Origin of the sequence: Candidatus Paracaedibacter acanthamoebae, from assembly GCF_000742835.1 — a bacterium.
Taxonomy (GTDB): Bacteria; Pseudomonadota; Alphaproteobacteria; order Paracaedibacterales; family Paracaedibacteraceae; genus Paracaedibacter; species Paracaedibacter acanthamoebae.
On the sequence record NZ_CP008941.1, the window covers coordinates 1,967,897 to 1,984,382 of the forward strand.

Sequence of the window (16,486 nt, forward strand, 5' to 3'; positions counted from 1 at the left end):
GTCTCCCCATTCTTCGAATAGACAATGAATAGGAATTTTACTCTCCTGTTCATTGATATTGCGCAAATTTAGAAATAAAATATGCTCCTATTAATCTCAGATTTTTCCACTTGAATGGCAAGGTTGAACATTCGCATAGATAGGCTTGATCGAGTAGAATTTTATTAGGTTATCCATTTCACTGACAATATTGACATTCAAAAAACTGGAAGGATGGGGGAAAATCTATAATTGCCATAGACCTCCTTCTGCCTTAAAAGATAAAATTCCTTTTGAAGTTCTAAAAGAGGATTTTATTTACTAAGGTATAAATGTTGCACTAACCTTAATTAATATCCAATCATCTAGACTTTCTCCCTATCATTTATTCGTCTCTTTTGGCTTTTCTTTCTGTTGAGCCTTTATAGCCAGCTTTGTCTGACTATCTTCGAGCATAACGAGTGTCACAGTTCTAACCTTTGCTTCATCCATAACAGCCATGATTACCCCTGCCTTTTTAGGATTCATTGCTTTCACAATTTGGCTTAATGCCGTAATTTCTAATTTATTGAATATGGCTGCAGCTTCTTCAGGCTTCATAGTTTCATAGATTTTCACCATCTGGGCCACATTCATTTGCTCTTGCTTAGTCAAAGCATCTTTCGTTTCTTTTATATCTTTGCGAACTTCTTCTAATTGGGTAATCTGATCTAAAATCTTACTTTCCGCTATTTTGGCGATTTCTTCTTTCTTAACCAACTCAGCCCGGTCATCCGCAATGGTGGTATCGCCTTCTTTTTTAGCCATTGCTTTTAAAATTTTTACCTGGTTTTCATCTAAATTTAAGGGGTCGAACTCAGTTTTTTTCTCTGCCGCAGCTGCTTTGTCAGCCTTTTCCGTGGTTACAGCTGGAGGGGCGGCTTTATTGTCAGAGGTCGATTTTTCTGAAGTCGCAGGCGTTTCTGGTTTCTGTTCTGGCGCAGCATTCGCTTGCGAAACCAGCGAGGTATTGCTTAAATCAATTAGTTGTCGATGATGCCATATATCCTCAGCTCTATAAATAACGCACAATCCTGCGACCAGAATAACCATTAAATTTAAATCTGGGCGCCAGGACAAAAGCTTGAGAATTACTTTTATGGCTTCATGCTGCATGAGTACGGGCCTTGCTGGTTACTTTTTTGACTGCCTTGCTTGAGAAAAAGGATTCTAGGGCCGGTTTTTTAGGGGAGATGGAAACTTCCTCTAAAATGTCGGGCTCTATGCTCTCTGGCAGGGGGGCAACTTTATCTGCAACAGTTGCCTTCAATTTAAAAGGCGCTAACGGCTTCAGCTTTTTCTTAACCTTTGGCTGTTGTGCTTTTTCTGTTGTCTCACGGGTTTCTTTCTCTAATGTTTCTTTGATAATGGGGAATTCTTGTTGCCGACCTTTTGCAACAAGCGCCTCTAAATGGTCTGCTAATTCATTGGCTCGTGAAACTAAAAAGTCTAAATCATTTTTGATCATCAATGCTGGCGGAATTCGAGAGGTGATAATGTGATCCACTTCACTCGAGATATTTTTCAATTCTTGCATTTGGGTGCGCGTCTCAATTAGAGTCCGGGCATAATCCTTCATCATTGGTAGCATTTCTGAATGCAACACTTTAAAGTTTGCTAAAGATTTGGATAACCGTGCTGAATGAATGATGACACCAACTAATAACCCAATCATAATAATATCAACTAGTATTGGCATTTACGCCTCCTCATTATTTATAATATGGTCAATTTTGACCGCTACATTTCCTGCTTTTTTACCAACTGCCCCCATAAATAAGGGAATATCGCCACAAACGATTTTGACCAACGACTCAGGCTTGGCATTCAGTTGTAATTGGCTGCCCACTTTCCAATCCATGACGGTCGACAATTCTAACATTATCTCATCAAGAATTGCTTCTACCTCCAAATCTGTATGGAGTAATTCCTTAATTAAATGGCTTTCCCAAATGGAGTCACGTCCAAATTTTTCACCCATAAAGTTCTGTAATAACAACTCACGAATAGGTTCAAGCGTCGCATAAGGAACCAATAATTCAATACATCCCCCCCGCGTATCCAATTGAACACCTAAGCGCACCATAACCGCAACATTAGTTGGACGGGTAATTGAGGCGAACTTTGGGTTGGTTTCCATTCGATCAAAACGGAAAGTGATCGGGCATATGGGATCAAAGGCCGCACTGAGATCCGATAAGAACACCATAACTAATCGTTCAATCAAACTCATTTCAATGGTTGTAAAGTGGCGATTATCAAATCGCATCGGTGCATTCCCTCGCCGCCCCCCTAACAAAACATCAATCATGGTGTAAATTAGGTCTGTATCCACCAGGACAATACCATGGTTGTCCCACTCTTCTGCTAGAAATACATTGACCATAGCAGGGACGGGGATACTATTCATATAGTCACCAAATCGAACAGACGAAATAGACTCTAAGGAAATTTCAACATTTTCACCGCTAAAATTACGCATTGTGGTTGTCATCAGGCGTACCAAACGATCAAAAACGACCTCAAGCATCGGCAATCGTTCATAATAAACGGCACTGCTGCTGACCAGCGATGAAATTCCTTGCTGCGCGCTTGTCGATCCCTTTAGAAAACCAGACCCACTATCGTCCGTGTAAACTGACTTAGCTTTATTAGAATCAGCTTCCGTTTCACTGGCCAGAGGCTGCTCTTCTGCAATTTCAATTTCTGGCTTATCTTCTTGGTCACTCATAAACTGTCTCCGGTTACTGAATCAAGAAGGGACCAATAAGGATATCCGACGCTTTATCCGGAGCCAGGACATTATTCGTTCGGGTCAATAGCTCATTCCGAACACGTTGCAAGCCCGCCGAGCCGGCTAAATCTTCAATATCCAAGCCTCTTAAGTATTCTTGAAACTGATTGATAAGAATCGGCTTCAATTTTTCTACTTTTTTACCGACTTCTTCCGTGGGAGACTGAACAATAAAAGTAACTTTTAAAAAGCTGGACTTACCACTTGCATTTCTAAGATTCAATAAGATTTCAGGAAGAGTTGTAAAGGCAACTTTTGTCACATCAAGCTCAGGAGTGGCGGATTCTTCTTTTTTAACCTCTTCCTTAGCAGGTTCTTTATGGCCTAATAAACTCGCGCCAACGGGCGTAAAAAACAGACCCGCAGCCACAACAATTAGAAGAACAAATATTCCAATAATGATAATTTTGCCTTTGCCACCATCGCTGCTGACTGGTAACCCTGCATTTTCTTTTTCTTCAGACATAAAATCCTCGACAGTAAATTAGCTATCTAGTGTCAGAATAAAATGTATTTTGCTAAAATTTTATTAACTGGAATTTTTATTCTTATTTGATCAATGCTATCGAAGAAGTTGGCATAGCTTGAGTTTCCCATGTAATTTGATCGAATGCTTGGCAGCTAGGGCAAAAAACATTCCACGAAAGTTGAGTAGTGTGGCAGTTATGGCACACCCATTCACCTTCAGGCATTCCTTGAACAGCAAGTTTAAGATAATCGGAAATGGTTTGCGAATGGTTAGGATGCTCTGCTCGTTCTAAATCAGCGAGCAAACTATAGACAAGTTGAGTGGGTCGTTCATTAAGAATATTGATGTGTAACCGGGCCTGCCCCCATAACTTAGCTGCTATCGCCAGGGTTGCTAAAATAACATGGGAGGCGCGATGGTCCAATTTCTTGCCAATAATATTTTCAACAAGACGATATTGATCAAGAGTAGTCTCTTGACTAAAAACAGCCTGGAACACCCCTAAGTAATCAAGATGCGGTAAATTTTCATACCCTCGCTCTAGGGTTTTAATACATTTTGATGACTGTCCCTGACCCTGATAATACTGAGCCAGTTCTAGAGTAGCTGCTGTTAATTTTGGATCTAATTTTAGACTTTGGTGGGCATACGTTTCAAAAGCACTTTGATCGCCGGATCGCTTTGCCTGTAAAGCCCGCAACCAAGCAACTAAAGCCTGATATCGATGGGATTTTTGCTTATCCAAATGGCCGGTAATCCGTAACTGTTCAACCACTGTATTGGCTTTATCAAATTCAAGATGTTTTAAATTATGGTCCAACAGTTCCTTTAATACCCACACCGAATGGGGACGATCTTTCAATGCTTCGATCAACAAAAGGCGGGTTTCCTCCTGTCTATTCTGCTTTTTGCGCATCGAAATAAGACCGCGGAGCCCCAGGAATTTTGTTTTTTTACAATGCCGTAACTTATCAAACTTTAATTCTGCCTGTTCAAATTCTCCCGCCATAAATAAGGCTTGAGCTTCGAAAATATCATGAAAGACATCGGCCTTATCTAACCCTTTTGATTTCGTGGCCATATCAAGGGCGACATCTAACTCGCCTGAAGACATCGCTATATAAGATTCTAAGAGACATTCTTTAGCACGACGTAACCGCCGTTCTTGTAACTGTTGTTTCAGCTTTACTGGCAATTGTTTTACCCAAGCCAAAAATTTGAATACATAAAAAGTTAAGATAATAACAGCAACACATCCCGCAGCCAAAGCGCCTGTTTTAATATCAATAATATAATCCACAAAACGCAGCTGTGTATTTCCCTCTCCCGGCAAATAATAGGCAACCGCCACCAGAATTCCAGCCAAAGCGAGTTTAAGAATTAAAAATAATAGACTTAACCATGCTCTTTTCATTTATAATCTCCCGCCGTCGTGGACGAATTCTGATTTAAGTGTGTAGAAACAACATTAAGAACATTTTTAGTTTGATGACACTCTTTAACCCACAGCGCCCAATCACCAGGAAGGGGTACTGCATCTAATGCTTCCAAAAAACTAAAGTCTAATCTTTTTAATCCATTGATTGCTTGATCTTTTAAGGGAGTAGGTTCTGTTTTTCGCACCTTTAGCCCCATAGAGTTTATCGCTTTTTGCCATAGCGAATTCTCTACTTCGAGATTAATTTCTCGTTTTAATTCCGGCAATACTTGAAGCTGATCCAACAAATCCCGAATTGAAATTACAGACCGCGGTAATTGCTGATCAGCTGGCAAGTGCTTATTTACTTCAATAACTGTACTTGCCCGCACTGAACCTGTTGTTAGCTCCTGCTGGAGATTTCTAAAACTATCCATTGAATCTTTTACGATAGGTGGCGCACTAGGTTCTGCGGGTTTGGGTGCCTCTATAATAGGTGGCGCTTCAGATTTTTCAGTCTTTTGGTCAGCAATCTCTTTTTGCAATTGTGCCATAGTTTCGGTCAGATATTGGATTTTTTCTTCTATCTCAGAAGTTGATTTAATTTTTTCTTTAACGGATGCCACCTCTTCTGTAAGGGCCTGCAAATCATTCGAGGTTACTGAGGGGAGTAAATCTTGAGGAGATGGCACTGGCCACAAAGAAACAGTTAACATCGAAATAATAGCAGCAACAGCAGCTGTCGCTAAAAGTTGTCCGATAAAAGGTATCTGTTTCATAGAAGGATCCCCTGGTCGCTTATAATAATCAACAATGCGTTGAGCCGATAGATCTGGCACAACAATAACTTCTTTCCAGCTGATTTGTCGCAAGCTCCGCGCAATTGCTTCACTGTGAGCCAAGGCTGTAACCCGCCCTAACTTATCAGCCCATTCACTTTTTTTAGCAATATCAATAAAAACCTCAGCCGTTCTGAGAGAAAAAAACGGTATTTGCTGGACAAGTCCCGCTTGCATGATAGTTTCTGCCTCTGGGGACAAACTCTGGGCAGCTTCAGTTTCATAAATAATGATCCTGTCAGCTTTAAACCCTAGTTTGACCAGTGCTTCGGCCAAATCCACATGAACCACTGACCCTCCAATATGGGCAAAGTGTGATGATTCTTTAGGACATTCATTGACAATGCGTTCTAAAATCTCTTGGGCAGACCGATTGACCTGAAAAATTGTATTAAATCCTGCTGCTTTTGCCGCCGCAGCTGTTGCCTCCCCCACACACCACACAGGAGTTGCCACCATTGATTTGATATTGGTGATCATCTCAAAAACCCGCGCCGATGTTGCAATTAAGTCCGTTACTCCCTCTGGCAAAGTAATCCTTTTAACCTTTTGTGTTACTTTTAAAAGAGGAGAGGAGATTGTAGGGACTATTAATTTTGTTTTTAATTCTTGGCAATCTTCTTCTGGTCGGGTGAGTAAAACATACGTCACGTCAAAAGGCTCCTTGCTACTTGGTTGGCGAGTTCATAGGGGTCAGCCCCCTCACCGCTTGCGAGTCTCACTCGTCCATCATATTCTAAAACAGCTCTCATAAATAGTATACCATCATCAGATCGCTGTGCATATACGCCGATCGCGGTGTGACAGCTTCCATTAATGTGGGCGAGCACAGCCTTCTCTGCTGTAATACACTCCCAAGTCGGTGGATGGTTTATTTGACGCAAAATTTCATTCGTCTGATGATCATTAATTCGGCTTTCCAGGGCAATCACCCCTTGACCTGCTGATGGAATCATAAACTCTGGTTCCAGATACATTGTAATTCTATGAGTTAAGTCCAATCTTTTCAATCCGGCCACCGCTAAAATAATACCATCTAATCCCATTTCCTCGAGGCGTTGCAATCGAGTTTGAACATTCCCGCGCAGCGGTATAGTCAGAACTGTTGGAAGGCGATAATGCAATTGGGAAACACGGCGGGGAGAACATGTCCCAATAACAGAATTTGGTGGTAAATCATGATAATGAGAATGATTTAATGAAATAAAACAGTCTCGAGGGTCCTCTCGTTCTAACACAGCAGTAAGCTGCAATCCCGCCGGGAAATGCCACTCCATATCTTTAAGGGAATGAACGGCAATATCAATCTTTTCTTCTAAAAGAGCCTGTTGCAATTCCTTTGCAAATAACCCCTTGCCCCCAATATCATACAGCGGTTTATCGACAATTCTGTCACCCGTCGTGGTAATAATGATGGTTTCCATCCTCTCAACTCCGACAGCAGCCAATTGTTTCCTTGCTATCTCCGCTTGCTTAAGCGCAAGAGGGCTTCCCCTAGTTCCTAACCGTAAACAACCCATAGAATCCTAAAATTTAAGGCGTATATGGGGCGATGCTAACATGGAATGCTAAGCAAGGCTATGGCTTTTTAGTGTTGTTACCGTCAGGACCACCAAATATATGATTCCGCACAGTAAAATAATTGTAGGACCAGAAGGCCAATTAAATTGGAAAGATAAGATTAAGCCCAGGTAGCTACAAATTGCCGCAATGATCATAGAGCGCAAGGCTGTGGACCAAACTTGAGTTGAAATTAAGCGGGCGGTAATGGCGGGTAACATCATAATTCCCAGTGCCATTAAAGTTCCCAACGCCTGGCAGGCACCCACCAGATTAATGACAACTAAGACCATAAAAAGGGCATGATATTTTCCTTCCCTTGAGCCTAACAAGCGCACAAAGGTTGGATCGAAACATTCATAAACGAGCGGGCGGTAAATGGTGGCAAGCGTAATAAGAGAAATAGTCGTCACACCAACAATATACATCATTGTTGGATGATCAACAGCTAACACGCTCCCGAATAGAAAATGCGTTAAGTTCATATTACCACCCTTAACGGAAAGGATGAGAACCCCCAAGGCTAAAGCAATCAAATAGAATCCCGTAAAACTAGCATCCTCATGCAAAATGGTTCGTCGAGTTACAAATCCACTGGCCGCTGCCACCAATAAGCCCGCCATCGCCCCTCCCAAACTTAACCCTGGTAGCCATAAACCAGAGATTAAGTACCCCATCGCAATTCCTGGCAAGATGGCATGAGAAAGAGCGTCCCCCATCAAACTCATACGTCGCAGAACCAACAAAACCCCTAAGGGGCCGCAACTCAAAGAAATAGCCAGACAGGCCAATAAGGCGCGGCGCATAAAGACATATTCGACAAAAGGATCAATAAAGATTTCATACATCAAAGGTTGCCTTTGTTAGCGTCTCAAGGGTTAAAACGTCGGCTGTGGGACCATAGGCTATCAAAGAGCGCGCCACCAGCGCAGTCAACGGAAATACTTGGCGAACAATCGGAATATCATGTAATACAGCCACAACCGTTTTACCATCGGCGTGCCATTCCCGGATTAATTTTAGCAAATGACTTACTGTTGGCTGATCAATTCCGGTAAAAGGTTCATCTAATAAAATAAGTTTAGCATCCTGTGCCATCACGCGGCCAAAAAACATACGCTGGAGTTGCCCCCCACTTAATTGAGAAATTGACCGTTTTTCATATCCTGATAATCCCACCTTTACAAGAATCTCATGAATCCGCTGATGATCAGCCGCACAAAGGCCTCGGCCGCCACCAGTTTTTGGCCACAATCCCATCGCAATGACGTCTTCCACTCTAATGGGGAAAGTGCGATCAATTTCTGTTCTTTGGGCTAAATAAGCAATATCTAAGGGTTGCAACTTCTGGTGGTTAATTGCCCCCCTGGTCGGAAGGAATAACCCTGCTATTATTTTAATTAAGGTGCTTTTGCCACCCCCATTGGGGCCAATAATGGCAATTAAATCTTTTTCATTAATAGAAAATTGGCACGCCTCCAAAGCCCGGATCGTGCCATACGAATGAGACTTAATATCAATTGTGGTAAGTTGAGGCAAGCAGCTATCCTAACGCGATGACGCCAACCCACAAGCCCACAAGCGGTAAAGAAACAATTAGTACACGCTCTAGAGCACCTGAAAATAATGGGTTCTTCATTTTTCGATCTCCCTGTCTATATTTAACAAGTATGCTTCCTGACGCTAAAAGTCAAGTGATATACCGATTCTTACCCAAAAACTAAGAATTTTAGATCAATGATTTGAGATAGAATTTGAGTCAAAAAAATCACTCTCTTATCGGCTAAAAAGGTATTATCAGCTTATACTTAAAGCAGATACCCTCCTGACTCACTCTCAAAAAATATTCACGTGGTGAGGAACTTATAGTGGCTGGGCCACGCCCATCCGTAGTTTTAATATATAAAAAATTTATCTTAAAAATGGTCGTTTGTGAGAATTACTGAGAATTATAATGTATTGAGTCGGTAGAGTCACCTTCTTGAGAGAAGTATGGTAAGGGCATCCCTCATCTCAAAGCCTTACTGCGTCTATAAAACGAAATAAAGAAGATCTTTAAGAAACTTTTACTTCATAACAGGTAAATTAACAGCAGCCTGCCATGAGTTTAGTTTTTTTCAGCAGTTCACAACTCTTAGAAAGTATCTCAGAAGATATAATAACCTGTTTGGTGGATAATTAAGCTAACCACACAAAGGCCCATAGAAATTGTGGTTATAGAGAAGACAGTTAAATTAAAGATATTCCATCTAGTATAAGTAAAATTTATTTCGCTTTTCATGTTGCGAGAAGGAAGGGGAATTATTAGGTTCTTCTTGTTTTTAATCTTTATTCTCTGAGCAATTAGAGAAGTGATCATACTACTTCTTCTTACCCTTTTTCCAGTTAGAAGATTGGAAGAGTGTAAGGATTGAAGGAGCTACATAAAGATTAAAGAGCCCCATAAGTAATAATCGGTCATCTATTCTTCCATGATATTTATTGAGGAACGTATAATGCAGAATTTAAAGCAATTCTTTCTTATCCTAGAAACAATTAAAAAATACAAGGGCAACTTTTTTAGCTCAAGAAGACTTTATTTCTTAAGCACATGTAAACACCATCTTACTCTTTTTAAGCTTTTTTCCCTGTTTTTTTCTCTTACTTATTTCAACCCCGACAATTTTATGGGTGCATATGCCATGGAGGCACCTGAAGATTATCAACTAGAGCGCTCTAGCTCCTCTGAAGCTTTATTGCTAAAAATAGAAAGCGACAAAGAAGAATCAAAAACCCTCAAAAATACAGAAGAAGAAAGTATATCCTCAACAAGAAATTCTTCCTTAAAAGAAGTTAGTGATGATGAAGAAATTCCAAGGGAGGAAACCGCTTACTTCGATTTTCATCATATTATCACTGTAGGTACACGTATAAAATTTCTGGCAAATGCTTATTTAAGAAATATTGATCAAACTGCAAGTATTTTCCTTCCATATTATAAGTTAAAAACGAAACAAGTAGATGGCCTAATTATAGAAGAGAAAAGTTATTTTGTGACCCCTAAAAAAGAAGTATGTGTTTTTGTGAGCGGAGGAATCCATAATGTTTGGGAGAAAACGGTTAAACACGTCAATAAACTTTTCTTTTCAAACTTAAATATAAAAATAATTCGCGCTTCATGGATACAAAAACATCTCTATAAAGGTAAAAAAGAGAGAAATTTAGAGAAAGAATTTAGAGGAAGAGAGAACGAACTGCATGCAGAATTTTATTATGATCTCTTTTTTCGACATCAATTCCTTCCTACCTTACTACCTAAATTAAATAATATCTCCTCAGGAAGCCTTACTGTAGAAGCTTTTAGCTGGTGGGATGTATGTAATGAATGTGAAAAAATATTAACAATACATCGCACCCTTTTACCAAATAACATAAGTCTCTCCTACAAGATAGCCGCAAGAAGGCGTTATAATTCTTCTTATCCTGCGGGTACAGTTATAGAAGCCACCCGAATCAAAAAAAACTATGAAAACATGGTTTATAAGGATATTCAGAAGAAGGTATTAGAATTTGCAGCCAAGGAATTTACCGATGAAAAAGAAAAGGAAAGGTTCTGGGCCAAGAGCAAGAGCGGATTAGAACTAAGTAAATGGCTGGGCCAAGCATTTATAGAAAATAGATATACCTTAGAAGGGAGAAAAATGAGATCAAGTAAAAAGGGGGATATCCTAGCCTTTGAAATGTCAGAAAGCGATCGTGAAAACTTTAAAACACTTATTTCTTATCTGCGCGACACGAATTGGGAATTATCCTGCTGGTATCAAATTACTTTTCCTTCTCAAGTTCAGCCGAAATGGAAACGGCATTGGAAACAATTGGTTATCCCACACTTTGGATGGGAACTTGTTACAGAAGTAGAAAGCGAGGATCCAGTTGTATGTCAAATGTGTGGCTATCCGGAAGCATATAATATTTCATTGATATTTCATCCTAAATTTAATGTATCACAGAAGTTCTTAAGCTTGTCCCCGCGCGATCAAAAATTACGAGAAAGCGATTGGAAAGAAAAGGAGAATATAAAAGAGGATAAAAAAATTGAGTGGGATGCACTTCCTCTTTCCTTAAAACAAAAAAGAAAACAATCCTTGGCTGTTGGATCACAATGTGTACAAGTTCTCCTATATAATAAAAAAGATATTGAGGGATGGAAACAAAGGCGTTCCGCTGACGAACAAGAGGCGAAATTATTAGAAAGAGATGAAAAATTAGCAGCAGATGAATTAATGTCAAAAGCAGATAAAAATATAGCTAAAAAAGAGAGGCTAAAAAAAAGAAAGAGAAGATCTTCAAAGGTAGAAGATTAAGAAACAGCTTAACCTTTATAAGCTATAAAGGTTAAAACTTGACTGAAAAGCTACGGTAAGTATTGTCAACTTATTGAAGGGAATATGGTAAGCTTAGGGTAACAATAAAAGAGAGATGGAATATGCCCTCTCAGTCAGCTACTTAGAAAAGTTATAAATTTCTAAGTAAGATTTGAGCCATGCGGTAAGGATTTATTATCGCCTCAATAACAGCTTCAGAGAGGCTTCTCAAACTTTGAGCTATGAAGACCTTCATATCAGTCATGAAATCAGCAGCACGTGGGTCTATAAGTTTAGTCATCTTTATACATCTAATTTAAGGAAATGCCAACCTCAATGCGGTAATAAATGACATTGATGAGGTTTACTTGAGAATGAAAGGGGGACACTACTAGGGGTTATGGCACGCAATTAATCAAGATGGCTATAAACTCGATACTCTAGTCCCCCCTCGAAAAATGGAAAGGCTACATCACGCTTTTTTAAGGAGCTTTTAAAAGGGTTGAAGTACGCGCCAAGAGTAATGATCTAGACATGAAAGTTATAAAATATTGAAAACAATTGAGCATGCTTGCCATAAAAGGTTTAATAATCCTATTGAAGTTTCTCCTCTGTTCACACGTTTAACAGAAAAACAGATGGGTCGGTTTAAGAGCCCTCCTCCATCTCAGTTACTCCTTTATATCTTTAGTATTCTTAGAGAATAATTTAAAATTAGGCTTTATAAATTTTCGGCCTCGGGGAGACAGAGTAAACTGAAAGGAGCTTTCGCACTTTGGCACCCATTTATCTCATCGCCTTATTATCTTTAAGAAATGAAATAAAGAACGGTCTTAAGAAATTTTACATCGAAACCAGAACTGCATTAGACAGCTTTTAGGACGCTAAATCATTTTATATTTAGTGAAGTATTGATAATCTATAGACGTCCAAAATGCGCTATTTCTGCCCGTAACTCTTCGATACCCATCCCTTTGGCAGAGCTCGTCGCCATAACTTTAGGATGAGCCGCCGGATGCTTCTGCAATAAAGCTTCCACCTGCGACTTAATTTGCTGGAGCTGCGTAACCCCAACTTTGTCACATTTTGTCAAAACAATTTGGTAAGACACGGCAGCTTTATCAAGCTGGGCCATAATTTCAATATCATGCTTTTTGATATCTACACGAGAATCTAGTAAAACATAGGCCCTTTGTAGGGTCGGACGGCCCCGGAGATAAACGTCGATTAATTTGCGCCATTCTGCAACAACCGTTTTAGGGACTTCAGCATACCCATAGCCTGGCATATCGACCAAGTATAGACGTCCTCCCAAGTCAAAAAAATTCAATTGCTGAGTTCGCCCGGGTGTATTGGATGTCCGCGCTAAAGTTTTACGGCCTGTGAGAGCATTAATCAAACTGGACTTACCAACATTGGATCGCCCGGCAAAGGCAATTTCAGGCACTTCAAAATCTACTAAATCCGCCAACATTTGCACACCGCGGATAAAATCGCAAGATTGAGCAAATAACCAACGCCCGTATTCCAGGGCGTCAGCGGTATAAGAACCATCAAGATTTGTCAATGGTGACTCACTCATGAAGCTGCCTTTACGGTTGTACGCTGGTCTTCCAGACGCATAATCCACCATTGTTGACCAATCGACAGAACATTGTTCCAGGCCCAGTAAATCACCAAACCAGCCGGGAAGTTGGCCAATAGGATTGTCATCATTACAGGCATAATCATCATGGCTTTAGCCTGAGCAGAATCAGCTGGTTGGGGGCTTAATTTTTGTTGTAATAACATGGTCGCCCCCATGATTAACGGCCAAGCACCAATCATTAGGAAACTTGGAGGTGTAAATGGTAACAATCCAAAAAGATTGAAAACACTGGTGGGATCTGGCGCTGAGAGGTCATGAATCCAACCATAAAAGGGGGCATGACGCATTTCCAAAGTCACGAATAAAACCTTATATAAACAGAAGAAAACTGGGGCTTGAATCACCATGGGCAAACATCCAGCCATTGGATTAATTTTTTCTTTCTTATAAAGTTCCATCAATTCTTGATTAAGGCGCATTTTATCGGCACCATACCGTTGCTTCAAGGCTTCCATTTTGGGTTGCAGTGTCTTCATGCGGGACATAGAACGATAGGACTTATTAGCAAGCGGGAACATCGCAACTTTAAAGATAACGGTCAACAACAAAATGGCCACCCCAATGTTACCTAAGAGCTTATTTAAATATTCTAAAACATAGAAGAGTGGCTTGGTTAAGAAGTAAAAAATACCAAAATCAACAGCCAAATCAAACTTGTCAAACCCAAGCTTTGACTCGTAAGCATCCAGAATTCGTAAATTCTTTGCCCCCGCAAAAAGGTGCTGAGACACCTCAAGGGATTGGCCAGCTGCAATTTCATATTCCGGAGAAATAGTTTCCGTCATAAAGCGATCTACACCATTCAGTGTTTGTTCTCTAAATTTTGTTTGATAGGTGGTTTTCTGATCCGGGATTAAGCTCACCAGCCAATACTTGTCAGTAATACCTAACCATCCACCTGTACTGGTATACTCCTCAACACCTTTGTCTTTTAATTTGTCATAGTCAATTTCAACCAACTTACCATTCAGGACGCCAATAGGTCCTTCATGCAAAATATAATATCCGCCGGTTTTTGGTTTGCCTAGACGGGTGATTTGCCCATATGCATTAACTTTAAAGGGATTAGCAGTCTTATTTTCGACTTTATCAGATACTGTAAACATATATTGATCATCGATACTGATCGTCCGTGTAAAGTGCAGCCCTTGACCATTGTTCCATGTTAAAACCACAGGTTGAGTATCCGTCAATTCAGAATTAGAGGCTGTCCAAACTGTTTCTGTCGTAGGCATTGGTTGACTTGCACCGCTAATCCAACCAAAATCAGCAAAATAGGCTTGCTTTGATTTTTTTGGGGACAGTAAGACAATCTCAGGACTATTTGAATTTGTCGTCTCATGGTAATCTGCCAACGTCACATCATCAAAACGTGATCCTATAAGATTAATGGAACCATTAACTTTTGGGGCTTTAATCTTAACCCGGTTCCCTACCAGGGCTTGGTCTCGGCCCACTAAGTCTTCCACTTTAGGCGTATCAACGGGCGTAGAAGCTGCAACTTGTTTTGCAATTTCTGCTTGATGCTTGGCTTTAGGTGTTTCCACAAAATAGTTATAGCCAAGCAAAACTGCCATGCTAAGAAGAAATGCTATAATGACGTTTTTTTGTTCATTCATGAACGCTCTCCGAAAGTTGAAGATTGAGGCTGAGGTACCGGATCATAGCCGAAACTTCCACCGAGTTTTTCTATAGGATGGCAGCGCATTAAACGACGCGCAATTAAGTAAAGGCCCTGTTTTAAGCCATGATGCTGCAAAGCATGCACGGCATACGCAGAACAGGTCGGCTCAAAGCGACACCGTGGCCTTAAGTAAGGTGAAATCAACCAGCGGTATCCATGCACAAGCATAATAAGAAATTTAGCTATCATAGAGAGGATATTTCTTTCAGACATTTGGTAATTGCATATTTTAAGTCACGCAATAAGTAGTCAAAAGGTGCATCTACAGTCGCTGACTTGGCGATTACAACAATGTCACACATAGGAAGATCTAAGAGAGGAATAAGACGCCGAACTGCTTCACGCAGTCTTCTTTTTGCTCGATTGCGGCGTACAGCCCCCCCAACACGACGACTTGCCGTAAATCCGACCCCAATACTAGCTGGCGAAGAGTCAGAGTCGGCAAGCATTAGTTGCACAACAAGAGTCGCCGCAGAACCATAAATACCTTCCTGGGCGACTCTTAAAAACTCTCGACGTTTCTTTAAACGTCGTTCCATAATACCAACGCTTTCTTAAGCAGAAAGACGCTTACGGCCTCTGGCACGACGTGCCGCAATAACTTTACGACCGCCAACAGTTGCCATTCTGGCGCGGAATCCATGGCGACGCTTGCGAACGAGTTTACTGGGTTGATATGTTCTTTTCACGGTCTCAATCCTTATTTTTGGCACGCACCCCAGTGCGCGCTATTAAACACAGTTGTCTGTTTATAACCAATTTTGAGATTAAAAATCAAGATTCTTTATTCAAAAAAATTATGTAAAATTGATTTTACAACCTATATTACTGAGTTTTCCCATGGTTACGACCTCTAAAATTAATGCACCTTCCCCCATTAATACCCTTAAAACTTCCTCAACACAGGCAAAAGAAAAAAACTCTACAAAGTTTAATGCTAAGGAATCCCACTCTACAGCCCCTACTGGCGAAACTTATCAAACATTTTCGGTAACAGCTCTTTCATCCCTTTTTTTTGATGATAATCACCGTCAAAGTAACCAGAAAAAAGTGGTTGTTTATGGCAATGATCTTCTGGATCAATTGGATAAAATTCGCATCAGCCTTGTGGCTGGAACTATACCCAAAGATGATTTAATCCAATTAATAAAGATTTTAGAAAACCGTCCACAGCTTGAAATTGATCCTGACCTTGAAAATCTTATTCGGGAGATCGAAACTCGCGCGGCGGTGGAACTGGCGAAACTTGGCGTTTAGTAGTCTGTTGATCCTGCCATTGCTGTCGTCCCTTTTGGAGAGAGAGCGTGGATCCACACCGTTGCTCTTGCGGTGAACACGAGGTTGCTTCTTCTTGCTGGGGCTCCGGTTGGCTTGAGTCCTGTGCCTGACTAAGTGTTAACAGACAACTTGCCAACACGCTGTATGGAATGATGCTGTATTTCATAATAATATCTCCTCAGACTGTTATTATGTCTTCACAGCCTTTAAAGAATGCTTAATGAAGGGGGAAAAAATATTCATTCAAGACTAAAAAATAGCTATCCCATCTGAGAGAACTCCTATCGATTTTATTTAAAAGTTAATTTTGAAAGTTTTTAAAACCAACCTGTTTTCAAGAGTCGGTACATACCCTTATTACCGTTTCATTCGCAGAAGAATTGGTTGGCTTGTGCCCAGAAGACATTCATCTTTCCCCTAAAACCTGATCCATTGA

General features: G+C 40.5%; 18 protein-coding genes. 2 read left to right on the top strand and 16 right to left on the bottom strand.

Annotated features, from left to right (window positions below; translation table 11 throughout):
• Positions 1-360: 360 nt before the first annotated feature.
• From ID47_RS08990 to ID47_RS09030, 9 genes are all read right to left on the bottom strand, one after another.
• The gene (locus tag ID47_RS08990; protein ID WP_038465740.1) at positions 361-1,134 is read right to left on the bottom strand and encodes a MotE family protein; all 774 of its coding nucleotides are present in this window, start codon (positions 1,132-1,134) and stop codon (positions 361-363) included.
• The gene (locus tag ID47_RS08995; RefSeq protein WP_038465742.1) at positions 1,124-1,717 is read right to left on the bottom strand and encodes a hypothetical protein; all 594 of its coding nucleotides are present in this window, start codon (positions 1,715-1,717) and stop codon (positions 1,124-1,126) included. Before ID47_RS08995 ends, ID47_RS08990 begins: the two co-directional genes overlap by 11 nt.
• Positions 1,718-2,749, bottom strand: coding sequence for a flagellar motor switch protein FliM (gene fliM, locus ID47_RS09000; protein WP_038465744.1), 1,032 nt, complete (start codon positions 2,747-2,749; stop codon positions 1,718-1,720).
• A gap of 13 nt (positions 2,750-2,762) precedes the next feature.
• On the bottom strand, positions 2,763-3,278 hold the full coding sequence (locus tag ID47_RS09005) for a flagellar basal body-associated FliL family protein (protein WP_051908792.1): 516 nt from the start codon (positions 3,276-3,278) through the stop codon (positions 2,763-2,765).
• Between the two features lie 82 nt (positions 3,279-3,360).
• Positions 3,361-4,695 (bottom strand): heme biosynthesis protein HemY, encoded by a 1,335-nt coding sequence (locus tag ID47_RS09010; protein ID WP_038465746.1) that lies wholly within the window; start codon positions 4,693-4,695, stop codon positions 3,361-3,363.
• A complete protein-coding gene (locus ID47_RS09015) occupies positions 4,692-6,188 on the bottom strand; it encodes a uroporphyrinogen-III synthase (protein WP_038465748.1) in 1,497 nt (498 codons plus the stop codon). The genes ID47_RS09010 and ID47_RS09015 overlap by 4 nt, the downstream gene beginning before the upstream one ends.
• The gene (gene hemC / locus ID47_RS09020) at positions 6,185-7,057 is read right to left on the bottom strand and encodes a hydroxymethylbilane synthase (protein ID WP_038465751.1); all 873 of its coding nucleotides are present in this window, start codon (positions 7,055-7,057) and stop codon (positions 6,185-6,187) included. Before hemC ends, ID47_RS09015 begins: the two co-directional genes overlap by 4 nt.
• Before the next feature lie 48 nt (positions 7,058-7,105).
• Entirely contained in the window at positions 7,106-7,945 is an 840-nt protein-coding gene (locus tag ID47_RS09025; RefSeq protein ID WP_038465752.1) for a metal ABC transporter permease, read from the bottom strand.
• Positions 7,938-8,636: a metal ABC transporter ATP-binding protein gene (locus ID47_RS09030; protein WP_051908793.1), complete on the bottom strand. Its 699-nt coding sequence runs from the start codon at positions 8,634-8,636 to the stop codon at positions 7,938-7,940. Before ID47_RS09030 ends, ID47_RS09025 begins: the two co-directional genes overlap by 8 nt.
• Positions 8,637-9,592: 956 nt before the next feature.
• On the opposite strand from ID47_RS09030, the gene ID47_RS09035 reads away from it, so the two are divergent.
• A complete protein-coding gene (locus tag ID47_RS09035; protein ID WP_038465754.1) occupies positions 9,593-11,440 on the top strand; it encodes a hypothetical protein in 1,848 nt (615 codons plus the stop codon).
• Between the two features lie 151 nt (positions 11,441-11,591).
• On the opposite strand, the gene ID47_RS13020 is transcribed toward ID47_RS09035, so the two are convergent.
• From ID47_RS13020 to rpmH, 6 genes are all read right to left on the bottom strand, one after another.
• Positions 11,592-11,741 (bottom strand): hypothetical protein, encoded by a 150-nt coding sequence (locus ID47_RS13020; RefSeq protein WP_156956724.1) that lies wholly within the window; start codon positions 11,739-11,741, stop codon positions 11,592-11,594.
• 618 nt (positions 11,742-12,359) lie between these two features.
• Positions 12,360-13,022, bottom strand: a complete 663-nt coding sequence (gene yihA / locus ID47_RS09040) for a ribosome biogenesis GTP-binding protein YihA/YsxC (protein ID WP_038465756.1) — start codon at positions 13,020-13,022, stop codon at positions 12,360-12,362.
• Positions 13,019-14,707: a membrane protein insertase YidC gene (gene yidC / locus ID47_RS09045; RefSeq protein ID WP_038465759.1), complete on the bottom strand. Its 1,689-nt coding sequence runs from the start codon at positions 14,705-14,707 to the stop codon at positions 13,019-13,021. Before yidC ends, yihA begins: the two co-directional genes overlap by 4 nt.
• Positions 14,704-14,961, bottom strand: coding sequence for a membrane protein insertion efficiency factor YidD (gene yidD, locus ID47_RS09050; RefSeq protein ID WP_038465763.1), 258 nt, complete (start codon positions 14,959-14,961; stop codon positions 14,704-14,706). The genes yidC and yidD overlap by 4 nt, the downstream gene beginning before the upstream one ends.
• Positions 14,958-15,311: a ribonuclease P protein component gene (gene rnpA, locus ID47_RS09055; protein ID WP_038465765.1), complete on the bottom strand. Its 354-nt coding sequence runs from the start codon at positions 15,309-15,311 to the stop codon at positions 14,958-14,960. Before rnpA ends, yidD begins: the two co-directional genes overlap by 4 nt.
• Before the next feature lie 15 nt (positions 15,312-15,326).
• Complete coding sequence (rpmH, locus tag ID47_RS09060) at positions 15,327-15,461, bottom strand: 50S ribosomal protein L34 (RefSeq protein WP_010300405.1); 135 nt, start codon at positions 15,459-15,461, stop codon at positions 15,327-15,329.
• Between the two features lie 151 nt (positions 15,462-15,612).
• Here rpmH and ID47_RS12025 point away from each other — a divergent pair, with 151 nt between their 5' ends.
• On the top strand, positions 15,613-16,029 hold the full coding sequence (locus tag ID47_RS12025) for a flagellar assembly protein FliX (protein WP_051908794.1): 417 nt from the start codon (positions 15,613-15,615) through the stop codon (positions 16,027-16,029).
• On the opposite strand, the gene ID47_RS13025 is transcribed toward ID47_RS12025, so the two are convergent.
• Positions 15,974-16,216 (bottom strand): hypothetical protein, encoded by a 243-nt coding sequence (locus ID47_RS13025; RefSeq protein WP_156956725.1) that lies wholly within the window; start codon positions 16,214-16,216, stop codon positions 15,974-15,976. The two genes, ID47_RS12025 and ID47_RS13025, sit on opposite strands and share 56 nt — an antisense overlap.
• Between the last annotated feature and the right edge of the window lie 270 nt (positions 16,217-16,486).

Bases quoted from the DNA above. Each gene is read 5' to 3' on its own strand.
- ID47_RS08990 (WP_038465740.1), bottom strand. From the start codon at position 1,134: ATGCAGCATGAAGCCATAAAAGTAATTCTCAAGCTTTTGTCCTGGCGC.
- ID47_RS08995 (WP_038465742.1), bottom strand. From the start codon at position 1,717: ATGCCAATACTAGTTGATATTATTATGATTGGGTTATTAGTTGGTGTC.
- fliM (WP_038465744.1), bottom strand. From the start codon at position 2,749: ATGAGTGACCAAGAAGATAAGCCAGAAATTGAAATTGCAGAAGAGCAG.
- ID47_RS09005 (WP_051908792.1), bottom strand. From the start codon at position 3,278: ATGTCTGAAGAAAAAGAAAATGCAGGGTTACCAGTCAGCAGCGATGGT.
- ID47_RS09010 (WP_038465746.1), bottom strand. From the start codon at position 4,695: ATGAAAAGAGCATGGTTAAGTCTATTATTTTTAATTCTTAAACTCGCT.
- hemC (WP_038465751.1), bottom strand. From the start codon at position 7,057: ATGGGTTGTTTACGGTTAGGAACTAGGGGAAGCCCTCTTGCGCTTAAG.
- ID47_RS09025 (WP_038465752.1), bottom strand. From the start codon at position 7,945: ATGTATGAAATCTTTATTGATCCTTTTGTCGAATATGTCTTTATGCGC.
- ID47_RS09035 (WP_038465754.1), top strand. From the start codon at position 9,593: ATGCAGAATTTAAAGCAATTCTTTCTTATCCTAGAAACAATTAAAAAA.
- ID47_RS13020 (WP_156956724.1), bottom strand. From the start codon at position 11,741: ATGACTAAACTTATAGACCCACGTGCTGCTGATTTCATGACTGATATG.
- yihA (WP_038465756.1), bottom strand. From the start codon at position 13,022: ATGAGTGAGTCACCATTGACAAATCTTGATGGTTCTTATACCGCTGAC.
- yidC (WP_038465759.1), bottom strand. From the start codon at position 14,707: ATGAATGAACAAAAAAACGTCATTATAGCATTTCTTCTTAGCATGGCA.
- yidD (WP_038465763.1), bottom strand. From the start codon at position 14,961: ATGATAGCTAAATTTCTTATTATGCTTGTGCATGGATACCGCTGGTTG.
- rnpA (WP_038465765.1), bottom strand. From the start codon at position 15,311: ATGGAACGACGTTTAAAGAAACGTCGAGAGTTTTTAAGAGTCGCCCAG.
- ID47_RS12025 (WP_051908794.1), top strand. From the start codon at position 15,613: ATGGTTACGACCTCTAAAATTAATGCACCTTCCCCCATTAATACCCTT.
- ID47_RS13025 (WP_156956725.1), bottom strand. From the start codon at position 16,216: ATGAAATACAGCATCATTCCATACAGCGTGTTGGCAAGTTGTCTGTTA.